The 18,520-nt window shown below is 64.0% G+C and carries 18 protein-coding genes; 16 read left to right on the top strand and 2 right to left on the bottom strand.

What is annotated here, in order from left to right; genetic code table 11:
- The first annotated feature begins 7 nt into the window (after positions 1-7).
- From FJ546_RS22455 to FJ546_RS22425, 7 genes are all read left to right on the top strand, one after another.
- Positions 8-466, top strand: coding sequence for a YbhB/YbcL family Raf kinase inhibitor-like protein (locus FJ546_RS22455; protein WP_140891325.1), 459 nt, complete (start codon positions 8-10; stop codon positions 464-466).
- Between the two features lie 70 nt (positions 467-536).
- The gene (locus FJ546_RS22450; RefSeq protein ID WP_140891324.1) at positions 537-1,259 is read left to right on the top strand and encodes a class II aldolase/adducin family protein; all 723 of its coding nucleotides are present in this window, start codon (positions 537-539) and stop codon (positions 1,257-1,259) included.
- A 111-nt stretch (positions 1,260-1,370) separates the two neighbouring features.
- Positions 1,371-3,002, top strand: a complete 1,632-nt coding sequence (locus FJ546_RS22445; RefSeq protein WP_140891323.1) for a choline dehydrogenase — start codon at positions 1,371-1,373, stop codon at positions 3,000-3,002.
- Positions 2,999-3,928 carry a 5-formyl-3-hydroxy-2-methylpyridine 4-carboxylate 5-dehydrogenase gene (gene fhmpcd1 / locus FJ546_RS22440; RefSeq protein WP_140891322.1) on the top strand — a complete coding sequence of 310 codons (930 nt, stop codon included), beginning with the start codon at positions 2,999-3,001 and terminating at the stop codon, positions 3,926-3,928. Before FJ546_RS22445 ends, fhmpcd1 begins: the two co-directional genes overlap by 4 nt.
- A 130-nt stretch (positions 3,929-4,058) precedes the next feature.
- Positions 4,059-4,889, top strand: a complete 831-nt coding sequence (locus tag FJ546_RS22435) for an ABC transporter ATP-binding protein (protein WP_140891321.1) — start codon at positions 4,059-4,061, stop codon at positions 4,887-4,889.
- Positions 4,886-5,713, top strand: a complete 828-nt coding sequence (locus FJ546_RS22430) for an ABC transporter permease (protein ID WP_140891320.1) — start codon at positions 4,886-4,888, stop codon at positions 5,711-5,713. Before FJ546_RS22435 ends, FJ546_RS22430 begins: the two co-directional genes overlap by 4 nt.
- A gap of 33 nt (positions 5,714-5,746) precedes the next feature.
- On the top strand, positions 5,747-6,757 hold the full coding sequence (locus FJ546_RS22425) for an ABC transporter substrate-binding protein (protein ID WP_140891319.1): 1,011 nt from the start codon (positions 5,747-5,749) through the stop codon (positions 6,755-6,757).
- A gap of 37 nt (positions 6,758-6,794) precedes the next feature.
- On the opposite strand, the gene FJ546_RS22420 is transcribed toward FJ546_RS22425, so the two are convergent.
- Positions 6,795-7,220: a hypothetical protein gene (locus FJ546_RS22420; RefSeq protein ID WP_140891318.1), complete on the bottom strand. Its 426-nt coding sequence runs from the start codon at positions 7,218-7,220 to the stop codon at positions 6,795-6,797.
- 153 nt (positions 7,221-7,373) lie between these two features.
- On the opposite strand from FJ546_RS22420, the gene FJ546_RS22415 reads away from it, so the two are divergent.
- The 7 genes from FJ546_RS22415 (at position 7,374) to FJ546_RS22385 (ending at position 14,871) form a co-directional block, all read left to right on the top strand.
- Entirely contained in the window at positions 7,374-8,348 is a 975-nt protein-coding gene (locus FJ546_RS22415) for a BMP family protein (protein WP_246686921.1), read from the top strand.
- 78 nt (positions 8,349-8,426) lie between these two features.
- Positions 8,427-9,995, top strand: a complete 1,569-nt coding sequence (locus FJ546_RS22410) for an ABC transporter ATP-binding protein (RefSeq protein ID WP_140891316.1) — start codon at positions 8,427-8,429, stop codon at positions 9,993-9,995.
- Positions 9,992-11,089, top strand: a complete 1,098-nt coding sequence (locus FJ546_RS22405) for an ABC transporter permease (protein WP_140891315.1) — start codon at positions 9,992-9,994, stop codon at positions 11,087-11,089. Before FJ546_RS22410 ends, FJ546_RS22405 begins: the two co-directional genes overlap by 4 nt.
- A gap of 3 nt (positions 11,090-11,092) precedes the next feature.
- On the top strand, positions 11,093-12,028 hold the full coding sequence (locus tag FJ546_RS22400) for an ABC transporter permease (protein ID WP_140891314.1): 936 nt from the start codon (positions 11,093-11,095) through the stop codon (positions 12,026-12,028).
- A 47-nt stretch (positions 12,029-12,075) separates the two neighbouring features.
- A complete protein-coding gene (locus FJ546_RS22395; protein ID WP_140891313.1) occupies positions 12,076-12,882 on the top strand; it encodes a 4-pyridoxolactonase in 807 nt (268 codons plus the stop codon).
- Positions 12,883-12,907: 25 nt separating this feature from the next.
- On the top strand, positions 12,908-14,086 hold the full coding sequence (locus FJ546_RS22390; RefSeq protein WP_140891348.1) for an alanine--glyoxylate aminotransferase family protein: 1,179 nt from the start codon (positions 12,908-12,910) through the stop codon (positions 14,084-14,086).
- Positions 14,087-14,124: 38 nt separating this feature from the next.
- Positions 14,125-14,871, top strand: a complete 747-nt coding sequence (locus tag FJ546_RS22385; RefSeq protein ID WP_095771394.1) for an SDR family NAD(P)-dependent oxidoreductase — start codon at positions 14,125-14,127, stop codon at positions 14,869-14,871.
- A 73-nt stretch (positions 14,872-14,944) separates the two neighbouring features.
- Here FJ546_RS22385 and FJ546_RS22380 read toward each other — a convergent pair whose 3' ends face one another.
- Positions 14,945-15,907 (bottom strand): dihydrodipicolinate synthase family protein, encoded by a 963-nt coding sequence (locus FJ546_RS22380; RefSeq protein ID WP_140891312.1) that lies wholly within the window; start codon positions 15,905-15,907, stop codon positions 14,945-14,947.
- 107 nt (positions 15,908-16,014) lie between these two features.
- On the opposite strand from FJ546_RS22380, the gene FJ546_RS22375 reads away from it, so the two are divergent.
- The gene (locus FJ546_RS22375) at positions 16,015-17,055 is read left to right on the top strand and encodes a proline racemase family protein (protein WP_140891311.1); all 1,041 of its coding nucleotides are present in this window, start codon (positions 16,015-16,017) and stop codon (positions 17,053-17,055) included.
- Between the two features lie 99 nt (positions 17,056-17,154).
- A complete protein-coding gene (locus FJ546_RS22370) occupies positions 17,155-18,282 on the top strand; it encodes a serine hydrolase domain-containing protein (protein WP_140891310.1) in 1,128 nt (375 codons plus the stop codon).
- The last annotated feature ends 238 nt before the right edge of the window (positions 18,283-18,520 follow it).

The raw sequence follows: 18,520 nt of genomic DNA, 5'->3' as shown, positions 1-18,520 counted from the left end.
CGAAATCATGCCTCTGAACATCAAGGACCTCAAGATAACGTCAGCGGATTTCCAGCCGCTCGGGAAAATGCGAGACGAGCATGCCGGCGACAAGGGCAATGTAGTGCCCAGGCTGAGGGTCAGCGGCGTCCCGGCAGGGACGAAAGAGCTCGCGGTCATCTGCCACGATCCCGACGCGCCCTTGCCCCACGGCTTCACGCATTGGGTCGTCTACGGCATCGATCCGTCGACCACGGATCTTTCTGGAGCACAGGAAAAGTTCCGCGTGGGACCCAACGGCGCCGGCGGCAAGCAATATTACGGGCCTCAGCCGCCCGCTGGCCATGGAGAGCATCACTATTACTTCTGGGTCTACGCCCTGGACACGAAGGTCGAGGGGACGCCCACCAGGGAGGAGTTCCTGCAGAAATATGCCGGCAACATCATCGAGCAGAATCGGATCGTCGGCATCTACGAAAACAAGTGAAATCCGCGGCCCTGGCGACCGATAACAACAACAAGAATGGTCGCCATCGCCGCAATGGGAGAATTTGGAAATGACAGACAACAGCCCAGCACGTCAGAAGGTCTTCGAGGAACTCGTCACGGCAACGAAGATACTTCTGAACGAAGGTATCCTGGATACGTTCGGGCATATCAGTGCCCGTGACCCTGAGGATCCCCAGAGTTTCTTCCTGGCTCAGAAGCTTGCTCCGAGCCTGATAACGGTCGATGACATCCTGCGTTTCAACCTCGATGGCGAGACCTCGGACAACAGGCCGTCCTATCTGGAGCGTTATATTCACAGCGAGATCTACAAGGCGCGGCCGGACGTTCGGTGCGTGCTCCACAGCCATTCGCCGGCCGTCCTGCCCTATTGCTTCACCGACCAGCCGCTGCGGCCCGTGACCCATATGGGTGCTTTCCTTGGCGACGCCGTCCCGGTCTATGAGATACGCGACAAGCAGGGGGACGATACCGATCTTTTTGGCGGCAGCCGGAGCGTCTGCGGGGACATCGCCGAAAGCCTCGGGAACTATCCCGTCGTGCTCATGGCACGCCATGGCGTCGTGAATGTGGGCAATTCCGTCCGCGAGGTGGTCTTCCGGGCCTTCTATCTCGAACAGAACGCCGCGGCGCAGACAGCCGGCCTGCAGATCGGCAACATCAAATATCTGTCGCCGGGCGAGATCAAGACGGCGGGAAAACTCGTCGGCGCCCAGATCGATCGCGGGTGGGATCACTGGTCGCAGCGCCTCAGGCAAGCGGGTCTCGCCTGATGTCCATCGGGTTTTGAGCATCAGCTGGAAAAGCTTGGTGCCGGCCAGGCTTTTCCAGCGTCAATCGCAATAGTTATCTGACGCCGGGCGTCGGACGAAAGCAATGAAACCATGCCGCACGCGGAAAGTTACGATTACATCATCGTTGGAGCCGGATCGGCCGGTTGCGTGCTCGCCAACCGGCTGAGCGCCGATCCGAGATGTTCGGTTCTGCTGTTGGAGGCCGGCGGCTGGGACCGCGATCCGATGATCCACATTCCGCTTGGCTGGGGCAAAATCCTGACCGAGCGCCGCCATGACTGGATGTATTTCTGCGAGCCGGAAGACAATGTCGGCGGACGCAAGGTCGAGTGCGCGCGCGGAAAGGTCATTGGCGGATCATCGTCGACCAACGCCATGGCCTATGTGCGGGGAAATCGCGGCGACTACGATCGCTGGGCGGCCACGGGACTCAGCGACTGGTCGTACGACAAGGTGCTGCCGTATTTCCGCAAGCAGGAAAGCTGGGAAGGGGGTGCGGACCAGTATCGCGGCGGCAATGGCCCGGTCAGCACCCAGTTCTGCCGCTACAAGGACACGCTGATCGACGCCTTCGCGCAGGCGAGCGTGCAGGCAGGCTATGAGCAGACGAAGGACTACAATGGCGAGCGGCAGGAAGGTTTCGGCCGCCTCCAGATGACGATTTCGAAAGGTCGGCGCGCCTCGACCGCGTCAGCCTATCTGCGGCCGGTGCTGAAGCGGCCCAACCTGACCGTTCTGACGGAAGCGAGCGCAACCAGGATCGTGCTGGAGGGTGCGCGCGCCACCGGCGTCACCATCAACCATCGCGGCGGCGAGCGCACGATTGTCGCCCGCAAGGAAGTGCTGCTTTCCGGTGGCGTGATCAACACGCCGCAACTCATGATGCTGTCGGGTATCGGGGCGCAGGATGAGCTTGCCGCGCACGGTATCCGGACGCGGATCAACCTGCCGGCGGTCGGCAAGAACCTGCAGGATCACGTCTCGGTCATTCTCATGTACCGGCGCCGCGCTCCGGGCGGCCCTTTCCTGCGCAACATGCGTGCCGATCGGATCGGCTTCGATTTCGTCAAGACCTACCTGACGGGACGCGGTTTTTCCGGCGACGTACCCGGCGGGGTTGTCGCCTTCCTCAAGAGCGGTCCGGCGCGACCCTTGCCGGATGTGCAACTGCTCTTCACGGCGGCGCCGCTCGCGGCATGGCCATACTTCAAGCCGTTCAAGGCGCCGTTTGCGGACGGCTTCGCAACGCGCATCGTGGCGACACAGCCCGAAAGCCGGGGAGCGGTGAAACTGGCCTCGGCCGATCCTTCCGCGGCGCCCCTGATCCACCAGAATTTTCTCGCCTCGCCAAAGGATTGGGAGTCCCTGCGGGCCGGCTTCCGGGTGGCAAGGGATCTGGCCGCGCGGCCCTCCATGCGGCCCTTCATCGAGGCGGAGTTCTTTCCCGGTCCGAAGTGCCAGAGCGACGACGAGATCGACGAGCATATCCGCAAGACCTCCATCACCGTGCATCATCCGGCCGGGACCTGCCGGATGGGGGCCGATGCGGCCTCCGTCGTCGACCCGCAACTGCGGGTTCGCGGCGTCGACGGGCTTAGAGTGGTGGACGCTTCCGTCATGCCCGACCTGGTCTGCGGAAACATCAACGCGGCAGTGATCATGATTGCCGAAAAGGCCGCCGACCTCATCACGAGCTCAAAAGAAAGCAGGGCAGTGCAATGATCCGAAATATCGCCATCATCGGCCTGGGTACGATGGGACCGGGCATGGCCGCCCGGCTCGCCAGGGGCGGCCTGCAGGTGGTCGCCTACGATGTTGCCCCGGCAGCGATAGAGCGCGCGCGATCCATGCTGAGCGTGGCCGAGACCGTTCTCGACGCCTTGGGCATCGCGCCGCCGTCGGCCGGCGTCGGGACGGTTCGCTTCACCGATGATATCGGCGATGCGGTATCCGGCGCCGACCTCGTCATCGAGAACGTTCCTGAAAACATTTCGGTCAAGGCCGATGTCTATCGCACCATCGACAGCCTGATTGCCCCCGACACGATCGTCGCGTCCGACACGTCGGGTATCCCGATCACCAAGCTGCAGGCGCATATCTCGCATCCCGAGCGGATGGTCGGCATGCACTGGTCGAACCCGCCGCACATCATCCCGATGATCGAGGTGATCGCCGGCGAGAAGACCGCGCCGCAAACCGTGGCGACGATCCGCGACCTGATCCGCTCGATCGGCCTGCTGCCGGTGGTGGTGAAGAAGGATGTCCCCGGTTTCGTCGAAAACCGCGTGCTCTATGCGCTGCTTCGCGAGGCGGTCGACCTCGTCGAGCGCGGCGTCATCGATCCGGAAGATCTCGACACATGCGTGTCCTGGGGCATCGGCTACAAGATCGCCGTGATCGGGCCGATGGCGCTGCTCGATATGGCGGGGCTGGATATCTACAAGTCCGTCTCGTCCTTCCTCAACGCCGATCTCTCCAATCGCGACGATGTCGCGCCCATGGTGCTGGAAAAGACCAACGCGTCGAAGTTCGGCATCAAGTCCGGCGAGGGCATGTTCTCCTATACGCCCGAGCAGACCAAGGCGCTGCAAGGCGAAAGGGCGCGCAAACTCGTCGCGGTGCGACGCATCCTGGAAGGCCGGGAGTAGCCAATGGTTTATCGAGTTCACAAAGCCGGCTGGGTTGGGGAGGTCGTAACGGCGGCCGCTTGTGCCAAGGGCGCCTTCGCGGACCGGACGGTGCGGCTGCGGTTGACGCCAGCGCATGGGGTGGCAAGCCATGCGCGTTGAAACCATTCGAGCAGCCGGCGGCCGGCCCGCCCATATCCGTCATGACGACCTGATCTCCGCCAAGGGTATGTCGGTGGTCATGGCCAAGCAACTGGTTCTGCAGAATATCGATCTTTCGGTGCCGAAGGGGTCGTTTGTCTCCCTCATCGGTCCGTCCGGTTGCGGCAAGAGCACCTTGCTCAAGGTATTGGCCGGGCTTGTCAATCCGACGAGCGGCAGCGTTTCGATTGCCGGGCTTTCGCCTGTAGAAGCAGCGCGCAAGCGCATGATCGGCCTCGTCTTCCAGGACGCCAATTTGCTTCCCTGGAAGAACGCCGTCGACAACGCATCGATACTGCTCGGCATCGCCGACAAGTCGCTCTCGCGCGCTGAGTTGCGCGCGCGCGGCCAGGAGATGCTGGAGCTGGTGGGGTTGGGCGACAGCGCCCACAAGCGTCCCCATGAATTGTCCGGCGGCATGCGCCAGCGCGTCGCCATCGCGCGGGCCCTGGCGCTCGATCCGGCGGTGCTGCTGATGGACGAGCCGTTCGGCGCGCTCGACGCCATTACCCGCGATGCGATGGGCCAGTCGCTGCTGGAGATCTGGCAGCGCACCGGCAAGACCATCGTGCTTGTCACCCATTCGATAGATGAGGCCATTCACCTGTCGCGCCATGTCCACGTGCTGGGGATCAAGCCTGGGCGGATCACCGAAAGCCTCGACATTGGTCTGTCCTATCCGCGCGACCTGTCGGTCACCGAGGATCCGGAGTTCGTCAGGCTGGTGGTTCAACTGCGCACCATGCTGCGCGCCAGCCATCAACCGGGAGGTGCGTCGTGAGCGATCAACCCGTCACCAATTTCTCCGAGTCGCGGCCCGAGTCGCGGCTTGCCTCGAGCTGGGGCGCGGCGACCGGCAGCTGGCTTCCGGCGGTCATTCTTCTGCTGGCGACGATCGTGGTGTGGGAAGCCGTGGTGAGGATTTTCGCCATATCCGCCTTCATCATTCCCGCCCCGTCCGAGATCGCGCAATCGCTGGTCGCGCAATGGGGAACGCTGATGAAGGCGACGCTGGTGACGGCGGGCGAGATCCTGTTCGGCTTCCTTGTCTCTGTCGTGGTCGGCATTGCCATCGCGCTGGTCATCGTGCGTTTCGACTGGCTGGGGCGAGCGCTCTATCCGCTGGTGGTGCTGTTCCAGAACGTGCCCAAGGTGGCACTGGCGCCGATCTTCATCCTCTGGTTTGGCTATGGGCTCGCGCCCAAGATCGGCCTGATCCTTGTCATCGCCTTCTTCCCGGTGACATTGTCGATGCTGGCGGGCATGCAGTCGGTCGATCGCTCGCTGCTGTCGCTGATGAATTCGGTCGGCGCCAGCCGCACGCAGATCCTGTTCAGGATTCGCGTTCCGCATTCGCTGCCCAACCTGATGGCTGGAACCAAGATCGCCGCGACGCTCAGCGTCATCGGCGCCATCGTCGGCGAATTCGCCGGCGCCTCGGACGGGCTCGGCTACGTCATCCAGTTCGCCTCGACCCAGCTTGATACCGCGCTGGTCTTCGCTGCCCTGCTCCTCGTTTCGGTGTTGGGCATCGCCTTCTACTACGCGGCCGAAATTCTCGAACGCATCGTGGTGCCGTGGGCGCCGAAATTCAGCCAGTCCTAGGTCCGCTCTCAACCAACGAAAAAGGGAACAAAAATGCTCAGACGCTCACTCATCAAGGCAGCCGCGCTTGCGGCGTGTGTCGGGACACTCGGTTTCTCGAGCGTCGCCCTGGCGGCCGACAAGGTCAACGTTCAGCTCGACTGGGTGGTGCGCGGCAACCACGCCATGTTCTTCGTCGGCAAGGAGAAAGGCTTCTTCGCCAAGAACGACATCGACGTCGCAGAGATCCGCAAGGGGTCGGGCTCGCCGGACGCCATGCGGCTGGTGGGCAATGAGAACGCGGATTTCGGTTTCGGCGATCTTCCCACGCTCGCCGTGGCGCGGTCGCAGAATGTTCCCGTCGTGGCGCTGACGGCCGTCAACCAGCACTCGCCGCTGGCGATCATCTCGCTGGCGAAGACGACGAAGCTCACCAAGCCGGCGGATCTCAAGGGTCTCACCATCGGCATTCATCCAGCCGGTTCGACCTACATCTTCTTCAAGGGCTTCCTGGCGGCCAATGGCCTGACCGAGAAGGACATGACGCTGAACAGCGTTTCGCCGCCCTATGAAAGCTATCTGCTTCTGGGCCGGGTCCAGACGGTTGTCGGCTATGTCGACGCCGAGGTTCCCGAACTGGAGGCCAAGGCCGGCGGCCCCGGTTCGCTCAGCATCATGATGGGCTCGGACCATGGCTGGAAGGCCTATGGCTCGGGCCTGTTCACCTCGCAGACAATGATCAAGGACAAGCCCGAAATCGTCGCCCGCTTCGTCAAGGCCTACAGGGAGGCCTTCGACTATGTCGTGGCGCACCCCGAAGAGGCAGCCGAGATCACCGCCAAGGCCGCACCCGGCTACGCCGACAAGAAGGATGTGCTTCTGGCGCAGATCAACGCCGACATCGCGTCGACCTTCACCAGCCCGGACACCAAGGAACACGGCCTCGGCTGGATGACGAAGTCGCAGTGGGAGGAAACGCTGAAGACGCTCACCGATCAGGGCGTGCTCAAGGCGGCCTTGCCGGCGGACGACGTCTTCACCGACAAGTTCCTGGCCAAGGAATAGGCCGCGCCATGTCGCGGGCCAGCGGATCGACGAGCGCCTACCGGCAGGCCAGCGTGTCCTGCTCCACGCCGCAGGACACGGCGCGCGCTCCCTTGGCCGCGTCGGTGCGGTCAAGCGTGATCTGCACCCGGGTGGCGTATGCGCGGCCCGACAGGCCGCACCACAGCCGCTCGACCGGCAGGTTCTCGCGCTTGTCGTTGAGGATCGTGAACGTGCCGGTCTTGGCGTCGAACCAGAGATCGACGCGGGCGCTCTTGCCCGGCTCGACCGTCGCGATTCCTGCCGAATACCAGTGGGCGAAGTCGGCATTGCAGGACAGCCCTTCCTTGCCTGCATTCGAAATCGTCAACCGCACCATGTCGAGCCCGTCGGTGCCCTTGCGGACGATGACATGATGCAACTCGACCGCGTTGGCAAAGGATGTGAACGCCAGCGCCACAGGGAGAATGTAACGAATCTTCACTTTGCCTGAGCTCCATGGGTAAATTTTCTCAGGCAGTCTACCTCGCTCATGCGCAATAACAACAAGAATATTGATTGGCAAATCAACAGAGAGGGTAACATGTTAAAGATTCTTAAAAGCAGTGTAAGTGCAGTTATACTTAGCAGTATATTGATGGGTGGCGCCCTTGCCGGTGAAATCAAGTCGATCGCCATCCTGACGCCCGAAGAAGGCACCGACTACGGCTGGAACCAGCAAGGCATCGACGCCGCCAAGGCGGCTGGCAAGGCCGCCGGCGTCGAAGTGGTCGTGGCCCAGGGCCTCGGCTATGGCGATGTTCGTCCGACCTTGCGCGAACTTGCGTCAGACGGCGCCAGCCTGCTGATCGCCCACGCCAGCGGCTACAACACCTCGGCGCCTGAAATCGCCAAGGAGTTGAAGGTTGCGGTGGCGATCGTCGACACGCCGAACGGCCTGGAGAAGGGCCTCGTCGCCGATTACACGCTGAGCGGCCACCAGGGCGCCTATCTCGCCGGCCGTCTCGCCGCCAAGATGTCGCGTTCCAAGTCGGTCGGCATCGTCGTCTCGGGCGAACCGCCATCATGGAATTCGCAGTCGGCGGCGTTCGCGCAAGGCGTGAAGGCGGAAAACCCGGACGTCAAGATCACCTATGCGGTGATCGGACCGGCCGCCTACAGCGATGCGGCCGGCGGCAAGCGTGTCACGGAAAGCGTGATCGCGTCGGGCGCCGACATCATCTTCGGTCAGGGCAACGGTTCGAGCTTCGGCATGCTGCAGGCCGTCGAAACGACCAAGGCAGCGGATGGCGGCAAGGTCTATTTCATCGACGTCATCGGTGACAAATCGCCGATCGACAAGGGCTTCCTGCTGTCGTCGGTGGTGTGGAACATCGAGCCGGTCTATGCGGCGATGATCGCCGACATCAAGGCCGACACGTTCGGCACCAAGCACTACACGATCGGCCTCAAGGACGACTCGGTGAAGCTGCTGAAAACCGCTGCCATTCCGGACAATGTCTGGGCCGAAATCCAGACGCTGCGCGAAGATGTCATTTCCGGCAAAATCAAGGTCGAACCGGTCTATGACGCGGCCGCCGTCAGGGCGCTGATGACCAGCGTCGCCCAGTAAGGCGATCACGGGTCAGCCGCCGGAGGGGTGATCCATTCGCCCCTCCGGCCGATTACCATTCTTTGGTGCAGGGCTTTCATGAGCGGTTCTTCTTCCTCGTCCGTTGCCGGGCGCGACATCGTCGCGCTTGAAGGCGTGACCAAGCGGTTTCCCGGCATTGTCGCCAATGACAGCGTCGACCTGTCGATCCGTCCCGGCGAGGTGCATGTGCTGCTCGGCGAGAACGGCGCGGGAAAATCCACCTTGATCGGCATGCTGTCGGGCCTGCAGCAGCCGGACGAAGGGCGCATACTGGTCGACGGCAAGCCAACGCCGATCACATCGCCGCGCCATGCGCTGGCGCTGGGCATCGGCACCGTCTTCCAGCACATGATGCTGGTGCCGACGCTGACGGTGGCGGAAAACCTGTTGCTTGGCGGACCCTGGTGGCAACGCCCCAGGACCGAGGAGCTCGAAGCACGCGTCGCCGAGATCACCCGCAGTCTCGGCATCACGGTGAAGCTGCATGCCAAGGTGTCGGAGCTTTCGCTTGGCGAGCAGCAGCAGGTCGAAATCCTGCGCGCCATGGTGCGCAACAGCCGGCTGCTGATCCTCGACGAGTCCACCTCCATGTTGACGCCGCAAGGCATCGACGAACTTGGCGCGCTGATGCGTCGCCTTGTCGAGCAGGGCCTGGCCATCGTCTTCATCACCCACAAGCTCAAGGAGGCGGCGGCCTTCGGCGATCGCATCTCGGTGCTCAAGCTCGGCCGCAAGGTCGGCGAGATCCCACCCGAGCGGTTTCGCGCGCTGGGCGAACAGGCGATCATCTCGGAGATCGTGGAACTGATGTTCGGCAAGCAGAAGGACGATCCGGAAGCTGTCGAGCGTCCGGTCCGTACAGTCCAGGCCGAAGCGGCGCCGCTGCTTCAGGTCGCGGATCTGGCGGTCGCGCCGACGGACAATGCGCCGGGCCTGTCGTCGATCTCCTTCGACATCCGCCCGGGCGAGATCCTGGGCATCGCCGGCATCGACGGCAACGGGCAGAAGCAGCTGGCCGAAGCGCTGGCCGGCCAGCGCGCGGCGACCGGCGGTTCGGTGCGGCTGGAGGGTGTCGCCATCGAGGCGCTGAGCGTCGGCGAACGCCGTCGGCGCGGTCTGCGTTACCTGACCGACGACAGGCTCGGCGAAGGCACTGTCGGCATCTTCCCTGTCTCGATCAACTTCTTCCTCAAGCAGGTCGGCGCTGCGCCGTTCTGGCGCCACGGCGTCGAGCAGCGTGGCGAGATCGACGAGCGCGCCGCCCAGCTCGTGCGCGAATACGACGTGCGCACGCCGAGCCTGAAGACGCCGGTCGCCCGGCTGTCGGGCGGCAACATCCAGAAGGTGCTTCTGGCACGCGAACTGGCCGAAGGCGCCAAGGTGGTGATCTTCAACAAGCCGACCTATGGGCTCGATCTCGCCAACACATTGGCGTCGCGCCAACGCATCCGCGATACGGCGGCCCGCGGCCTTGCCGTGCTGCTCATCTCCACCGACCTCGAGGAGTTGCTGAGCATGTGCGACCGCGTCGCCGTCATCGCCAACGGAGCGCTCGTCGGCACGGTCGGGAACACCGACGACGCGCGCACCAGGATCGGCCGCCTGATGATCGGACTTGCCGCATGAGCATCGACACCGCCCCCACCGCCAGTGCCACCGCGCTCGATGCCACGAGCGCGGCGGCGACGCGTCGCGACATCCTGCATCGGCTGCTGATGACGCTCGGCCCGATCCTCATCGCTCTCGTCATAGCCGGCTGCATCCTGCTTGCCGTCGGCGTGGACCCGCTCGCCTATTACGGCTTCGTGCTGGAGAAAGGCCTGTTCTCTCCGCTCGGTATCCAGCAAACGCTGACGCGGATGGCGCCATTGCTGTTTCTTGCCGCCGGCCTGATCGTCGCCTTTCGCGCGGGCATGTGGAATCTCGGCGGCGACGGCCAGTTCCTGCTTGGCGCGGTGACGGCGGCGGCCAGCGCGCCCGTACTCGTTCAGATCATGCCGTCCTGGCTGGCGCTGACCTCTTCTTTCCTCATCGCCATGGCGGTGGCGATGATCTGGTCGCTGGTGCCGGCTCTGCTGCGTGCCTATCAGGGCGTCAACGAGATCATCACCACGCTGATGATGACGTTCCTGGGCACCTCGCTCGCCAATGTTCTGGTCAAACTGGTGTTTCGCGATCCCAGCACGACCGTGCCACAGACACGTACGCTGCCGGTGGAAGACCGGCTGCCGCGCCTGTTCGAAACGACCATCACCAGCGGCCTGCTGCTCGGCCTGGCGGCGATCATCATCGTGCATCTGGTGATGACGCGCACGGCGTTCGGGCTGAAGCTCCGGATCGTCGGCGCCAATCCGCGCGCCGCGGTCCATGCGGGGCTCGGCGTGTCTGGCCTGACCGTCGCTGTTTTCGCCATTTCGGCCGGGCTGGCCGGCCTTGCCGGCGCTGTCGACATCATCGGCGTCCAGGGCAATGTCCGCGCCGACTGGAATCCCGCCTACGGGCTGGCGGTCATTCCGGCCGTGTTCCTCGCCCGCATGAACGGCTTTGCCGCCATCGGTTTCGTGTTCCTGCTCTCGGTGCTGTCGATCGGCGGCGAGAGTGCGGCCCGGCGGCTCGGTGTGCCCAATCATTTCACGCTGGTGCTGGTCTCCATCGTGCTGATCGTGCTGGCGCTCGCCGAATATGTCGACCATCGCTACAACCAGTCGAGAAAGGCTTAGGGCATGACCGGGCTCTTCAGCGAAGTCTTTCTCAGCGCGCTGCTGTTCGGCGCCGTCACCGCGGCGATCCCGCTGCTGCTGGCCGGCCTCGGCGAGCAGATGTCGGAAAAAGCCGGCGTGCTCAACATCGGTATCGAAGGCATGATGCTGGCCGGCGCCTATCTCGGCTTCGTCGGCGCCTTCTATTCCGGGTCGTTGTGGCTGGGCTTCCTTACAGGTGCCGCCGGCGGCGTCGCGGTGGCGCTGATCATGGCGCTGCTGTGCGTGCGCATCGGGCTGAACCAGATCGTCATCGGCATCGCGCTGACGCTCGGTCTCGAAGGCCTGACGGCACTGCTTCATCATTTCCAATTCTCACGCAGCTATCCCCGCCTGCCGGCGGCGGACGCCACCGTCATTCCGCTGCTGTCGGATATCCCTGTCATCGGGCCCGCCTTCTTCAAACACCATCTGATCGTCTACCTGGCGGTCGCGCTGGTGTTCGGCATGGGCTACCTCTATCGGCGCACACAGCTCGGCCTCAATCTGCAGGCGGCCGGCGACAAGCCGGCAGCACTCGACGTCGCCGGTATCGACGTCATCAGGACCCGGACCATCGCGGTGCTGACGACCGGCGCGCTGGCCGGGCTCGGCGGCGCCTATCTCGCCAATGTCGGGGCCGGCCTGTTCATCCCGTTCATCACCAATGGCGCCGGCTTTCTCGGCATCGTGCTGGCCATGCTGGCGCGCGGCCGCCCGGTCTGGGTGCTGTTCGGCGCCCTGCTGTTCGGCGTCTGCCTGTCGCTGACGACGGCCATGCAGGTGGCCGGCATCAACATACCGACCGACATCATCCAGATGCTGCCGTTCCTGGCAGTGATGATCATGCTGGTGCTGTTCGGCCGGCGGGCCAGCCTGCCGGCGGCACTAGGCATTCCATACGAGCGCGGCGCGCGCTGACCACAATCAGATGCGCGGAAGGGAGCCGCGCCAAACAGGAGGCAAGAATGTCGGATACCAAGGTCTATCTGCTCGACGGCGGCTCGCTCGTTCTCGACGGCTATCACGTGTTCTGGAATCGCGGCCCCGGCGGCGAAGTGCGTTTCCCCGTCTATTCGATCCTGATCGAGCATGCCGAGGGCCGGTTCCTGATCGACACCGGCTACGACTACGATCACGTCATGAAGGTGCTGCCCTTCGAAAAGCCGATCCAGGAAAAGCACCAGACCGTCCCCGGCGCGCTTGCGCTGCTCGGGCTCGAACCCAGGGATATCGACGTCGTCGTCAACTCGCATTTCCATTTCGACCATTGCGGCGGCAATAAGTATTTTCCGCATGCCAAGAAGATCTGCCATCGCTCGGAGGTGCCGCAGGCCTGCAATCCGCAGCCCTTCGAACATCTCGGCTATTCGGACCTGAGTTTCTCGGCGGAGGCCGCCGAAGCGCGTGGCGTGACCGCGCAACTGCTGGAAGGCACGACGCGCGCCAACTCGACCTTCGAGGGCATCGACGGCGACGTCGATCTCGCCAAGGGCGTAAAGCTGATCTCGACACCAGGCCATTCGATCGGCCACTACAGCCTGCTGGTCGAATTTCCCAAGCGCAAGCCGATCCTATTCACCATCGACGCCGCCTACACCCAGAAGAGCCTGGAGACGCTGTGCCAGGCGGCTTTCCACATCGACCCGGTGGCGGGCGTCAATTCGATGCGCAAGGTGAAGAAGCTCGCCGAGGACCATGGCGCCGAGCTGATGTACTCGCACGACATGGACAACTTCAGGACCTATAGGACCGGCACGCAATTCTACGGCTGACCGCCGCCAATCCGGAGACAAGATGATGCGCTATCCCGAACACGCCGATCCGGTCATCACCCTGACCGCGGGACCGGTGAACGCCTATCCAGAAGTGCTGCGCGGCCTAGGCCGCACGGTGCTCTACGACTACGACCCGGCATTCCAGCTCTTCTACGAGCGTGTGGTCGACAAGGCGCAGAAGGCGATGCGGCTGTCGAACAAGCCGGTCATCCTGCATGGCGAACCGGTGCTCGGCCTCGAGGCGGCGGCGGCATCACTGATCGCGCCCAATGACGTCGTGCTCAACCTTGCCTCGGGCGTCTACGGCAAGGGCTTTGGCTATTGGGCGAAGCGGTACTCGCCGCATCTGCTCGAGATCGAGGTGCCCTACAATGAGGCGATCGATCCGCAGGCGGTCGCCGGCATGCTCAAGGCGCATCCGGAGATCACCATCGTCTCCGTCTGTCATCACGACACGCCGTCGGGCACCATCAATCCGATCGACGCCATCGGCGCGCTGGTTTCGGCGCATGGCGCCTATCTCATCGTTGACGCGGTATCGTCCTTTGGCGGCATGAAGACGCATCCAGAAGACTGCAAGGCCGATATCTATGTCACCGGCCCCAACAAATGCCTGGGCGCTCCTCCCGGCCTCACCATGATGGGCGTCAGCGAGCGGGCCTGGGCCAAGATGAAGGCCAATCCCCTGGCGCCGCGCGCATCGATGCTGAGCATCGTCGATTGGGAAAACGCCTGGTCGAGGGACAAGCCGTTTCCGTTCACGCCGTCGGTCTCGGAGATCAACGGGCTCGACATCGCGCTCGATCTCTACCTCAATGAGGGACCGGAGGCGGTGTGGGCGCGCCACGCGCTCACCGCCAGGGCCATGCGCGCGGGCGTCACCGCGATGGGCCTGTCGATCTGGGCCGCCAGCGACAGCATCGCGTCGCCAACGACCACCGCCGTCCGCACCCCCGAAGGTGTCGACGAGAAGGCGCTTCGCCAGGCCGCTCGCGCCCGCTACGGCGTGGTGTTTTCGTCGGGCCGCGGCGAGACATTGGGGAAGCTGACGCGCATCGGCCATATGGGGCCGACTGCCCAGCCGATCTATGCGATCGCGGCGCTGACGGCACTTGGCGGCGCCATGAATGCGGCCGGCCAGAAACTCGCGATCGGCAAAGGCATCGAGGCGGCGCTGGCTGTTGTCGACGCCGACGCCTGAACAGACATCACCAGATCACGGATTGAGGGAGCATTTTCATGACTGAACGGCTTGCGGGAAAGACGGCCCTGGTTACCGGCGCCGCACAGGGTATCGGCAAGGCGATCGCCGCGCGGCTTGCCGCCGACGGGGCAACCGTCATCCTCAGCGACATCAACGCCGAAGGCGCCAAGGCTGCCGCCGCGTCGATCGGCGGGAAGGCGAGGGCGATCGCCTCCGACATTTCCGATCCGGCCTCGGTCAAGGCACTCTTCGCCGAAATCCAGGCTCTGACCGGAGGGATCGATATCCTGGTCAACAACGCCAGCATCGTGCCGTTCGTCGCCTGGGACGACGTCGATCTCGACCATTGGCGCAAGATCATCGACGTCAATCTGACGGGGACCTTCATCGTCACACGCGCCGGCACGGACCAGATGCGCGCGGCAGGCAAGGCCGGGCGCGTGATCAGCATCGCCTCCAACACCTTCTTTGCCGGCACGCCGAACATGGCGGCCTATGTCGCGGCCAAGGGCGGCGTCATCGGGTTCACCCGGGCGCTGGCCACCGAACTCGGCAAGTACAACATCACCGCGAATGCGGTGACGCCCGGCCTGATCGAGAGCGATGGCGTCAAGGCGAGCCCGCACAACGAGGCGTTCGGCTTCGTCGAGATGCTGCAGGCGATGAAGGGCAAGGGGCAGCCGGAACATATCGCCGATGTGGTTTCGTTCCTGGCCTCCGACGACGCGCGCTGGATCACCGGCCAGACGCTGAACGTCGACGCCGGGATGGTCAGGCACTAAGTCTGACAGCGGCCGCTCAGCCCCGCAATGCAACGGGCGGCCACACTATGGCCGCCCGTCGCACTTGCCGGGCTCAGGCTGCAGACCTTGCAATCACGCCGGGTTGCCTCGACCATTGGGCATACCAGCTGTCGAACACTTTGAGCTGCGCCTCGGCGTAGCCGCGCTGGCTGTCGGTCAGGGCATCCGTGTCGTTGAAGTGCAGCAGGTACTCGGGATTACCCTTCTGCACCATCATGTGCTTGAAATAGAGCACCAGGTCTGGGCCTTCGTCGAAAGAGGACAGCACGGCGAGCGCGGCGTCCAGCTCCAGCGCGCGCTGGCGGGCCTCGGCGTCGCCCTTGGCTGCCGCCTGGCTCAAGCCCACAAGGTGCAGCACCTCCTTCGGCAGGACGTTGCCGATGCCGGTGATGGCGCCGGACGCGCCGCAATTGACGAAGCCGTGGAAGACGGCGGTGTCGACGCCGATCATCAGCGCGACCTCATCGTCGCGGCTGGTGATGTTTTCCGCCGCGTAGCGCAGATCCTGCGGGCCGCCGAACTCCTTGAAGCCGACCAGGTTCGGATGTTCGGCGCGCAGGGCGAAGAACAGGTCCGCACGTGTGGCAAAGCCGTAATAGGGGCTGTTGTAGATGACCGCCGGCAGGTCGGGCGCGGCGGCAAGAATTGCCTTGAAGTGATGGCGCTGCGCCGTCACCGAAGGCCCGCGCGACAAGACGCGCGGGATCACCATCAGGCCCCGCGCGCCGACCTTCTGGGCGTGCGCCGCATGCGCCACGGCCTTGGCGGTGTTGACCGCACCGGTGCCGACGATCACCGGCACGCCGGCCGTCACCAGGCGCTCGACGCCTTCCATGCGCTGCTCGTCGGTCAAGAGCGGCCAGTCGCCCATCGAGCCGCAATAGACGACAGCCGACATGCCGGCCGCGATCAGCTCTCGTCCCTTGCGCACCAGCGCGTCGAAGTCGGGCTGACGGTCCTGCGTGCATGGCGTCATCAACGCCGGCATGCAGCCGGAAAAAACATTGGAGGTCATTTCGGATTCTCCTTGAGGCTTGCGCGCGGATTGATCAGTTTGTCCCGAAGCGGCACGGCTTGCCAAGCAAAATAGTCGTGGCGCCAGGGACCAACGCAGGAACAGCAATGCGCAGCAAAACCAGCATTCGTGTCGTCGGCTGCCATGCCGAAGGTGAAGTCGGCGATGTCATCATCGGCGGTGTCCTGCCGCCGGCTGGCCGCACGATGATGGACAAGATGATCACAATGGAGCGCGACCATGACCATATCAGGCGCATGCTGATCTGCGAGCCGCGCGGAAGCGTCGCGCGCCACGTCAACCTGCTCGTTCCGTCGACGCGCGAGGATTGCGCCGCCGGCGCCATCATCATGGAGCCGACGGAATATCCGCCGATGTCCGGATCCAACACGATCTGCGTCGCCACGGTGCTGCTCGAGACCGGTATGGTGCCGATGCAGGAGCCCGAGACGCGCTTCAAGCTCGACATGCCGGGTGGCGTCATCGAGGTGCGCGCGCAATGCCGCGACGGCAAATGCGTCTCGATCACCTTACGCAACGCACCCGCCTTTGCCGAACGTCTCGACGCTGCCATCGAGGTCGAGGGGCTGGGCACGCTCATCGTCGATATCGCTTATGGCGGCATGTTCTACGCCATCGTCAATGCCAAGGCGCTCGGCTTCTCGGTCGCCCCCGACGAGGCGCGCGAACTGGCGGTGGCCGGCGAGAAGATCAGGCGGGCCGCGCGCGAACAGCTCGATGTCGTGCATCCGGAATTCGACCATGTGCTCGGCGTGTCGATCGTCCAGTTCGCCATGCCGTTCCAGGGGCCGGGCAATGTCACGCGTAACACCTGCATCGTCTCGCCGGGCCGCTCCGACCGCAGCCCGACCGGAACGGGTACGTCGGCCCGCATGGCCGTGCTGCAGGCGCGCGGCTTGATGGGCGTTGGCGACGTGTTGATCCACGAATCGATCATCGGCTCGCGCTTCACCGGCAGGATCGTGGAGCTGGCGGAAATTGCCGGGCGCAAGGCCATCGTTCCGGAGATCACCGGCCGGGCCTGGATTACAGGCGAGCACAGCTACTATCTCGATCCGACCGATCCCTATCCCCAAGGCTACGTGCTGTCGGATACCTGGGGCACCTCCACCTCGGTGAAGCAGTAGGTCGAAGCCGGCAATTCTCTGGACTGGCGGGTTCTCGCCAAGCCACAAGGCCTCAACGGCGGCATTGCCGTCATATCAGTATCTGGTGAGATTTCACGCATGAACATGGATGGTATCTGCGATCCGCGCTTTGGTGCCGTGCGCGCGGCGTTTGCCGAGTGTTTCGCCCAAGGGCTGGAACATGGCGGTGGCGTATCCGTCGTCGTCCACGGCAAGACTGTCGTTGACCTGTGGGGCGGTCATGCCGATGCCGCGCGAACCCGCCCGTGGCGGCAGGACACGCTGATCAATGTCTGGTCCTGCACCAAGGGCGTCGTGGCGCTGGCGATCGCAATGTTGGTGGAGCGCGGCAGGCTGGACTATGCCGCACCCATTGCCCGCTACTGGCCGGAATTCGCGGCCGGCGGCAAGGAGCGCATCACGCTTGACCAGGTGATGTCGCACCAGGCCGGGTTGAATGGTCTTGCCGTGCCGATGGACGAGGCGGGTATGTTCGCCTGGACGCCCTTTGTCGACGCGCTTGCGGCCATGCCGCCACTCTGGGAGCCCGGCAGCCGCTGCATCTATCACGCGCTTACCTACGGCCATCTTGCTGGCGAAGTGCTGCGACGCGTCGACGGACGAAGCATCGGCCGCTTCATCGGCGAAGAGATCGCAGGCCCGCTCGGAGCCGATTTTCATGTCGGTCTGCCGGACGGTGAGGATTCCAGGGTCGCCGAGATGATCGAAGGCCCCGGTGCCTCGGACTGGGTCGACTTTGTCCGCGCCTCGCCCTTTCCCCACGCAGCCGACAATCCAGCGCCCCGTGCATTGGCCCCCAACGACCGCGTCTGGCGCGCCGCCGAGGTGCCAGGCGGCAATGGTCAGTCGACGGCTCACGCACTGGCTCGTATTTACGGCATGATGGCAGCTGGTGGCGTCTGGGAGGGCCATCCAATGATCGGCCGCGCGGCAATCGAAGCGGCGGCGCGTCAACGTGTTCGCGGCATGGATGAAAGCTTTGCCGCACCCACCGCCTTCGCCGCCGGCTATCAGATGGAAGATCCGGTCTATGCCGGCCGTGCGTCGCCGCATACGTTCGGCCACACTGGCTGGGGCGGCGCCATCGGTTTTGCCGATCCCGGCGCCGGCGTCGGTTTCGGCTACGTCACCAATCGCATGCTGGGTTTTGACGACATGGACCCGCGCCGCAAGATCTTGATCGATGCCGTATACGACTCGCTCTGACTGAATGGCCGAAGGCCAGCCTGGTCGTTCGGCAGGCCGGAAGCGGTGCGCGTTCGGCGGAGCGAAAAGTGACCCTGGTTCGCGCCGGCGGCTTGCCGGCTTCGGGCCGTTCGGAATTATAGGCCTGCCTTCCGATGGAGGACACATAGTTCCTTCGCTATCCCTGGCGTTCCAACAAAAGCTGTGGCTAATCCCTCTCCTGCGCCTTCGCAAATATCCGCATCACACCACCATCTGT

Origin of the sequence: Mesorhizobium sp. B2-4-19, assembly GCF_006441315.1 — a bacterium.
Lineage (GTDB): Bacteria > Pseudomonadota > Alphaproteobacteria > Rhizobiales > Rhizobiaceae > Mesorhizobium.
The sequence above is the reverse complement of the archived record's forward strand: the minus strand, read 5'-3'. Positions and strand labels throughout refer to the sequence as shown.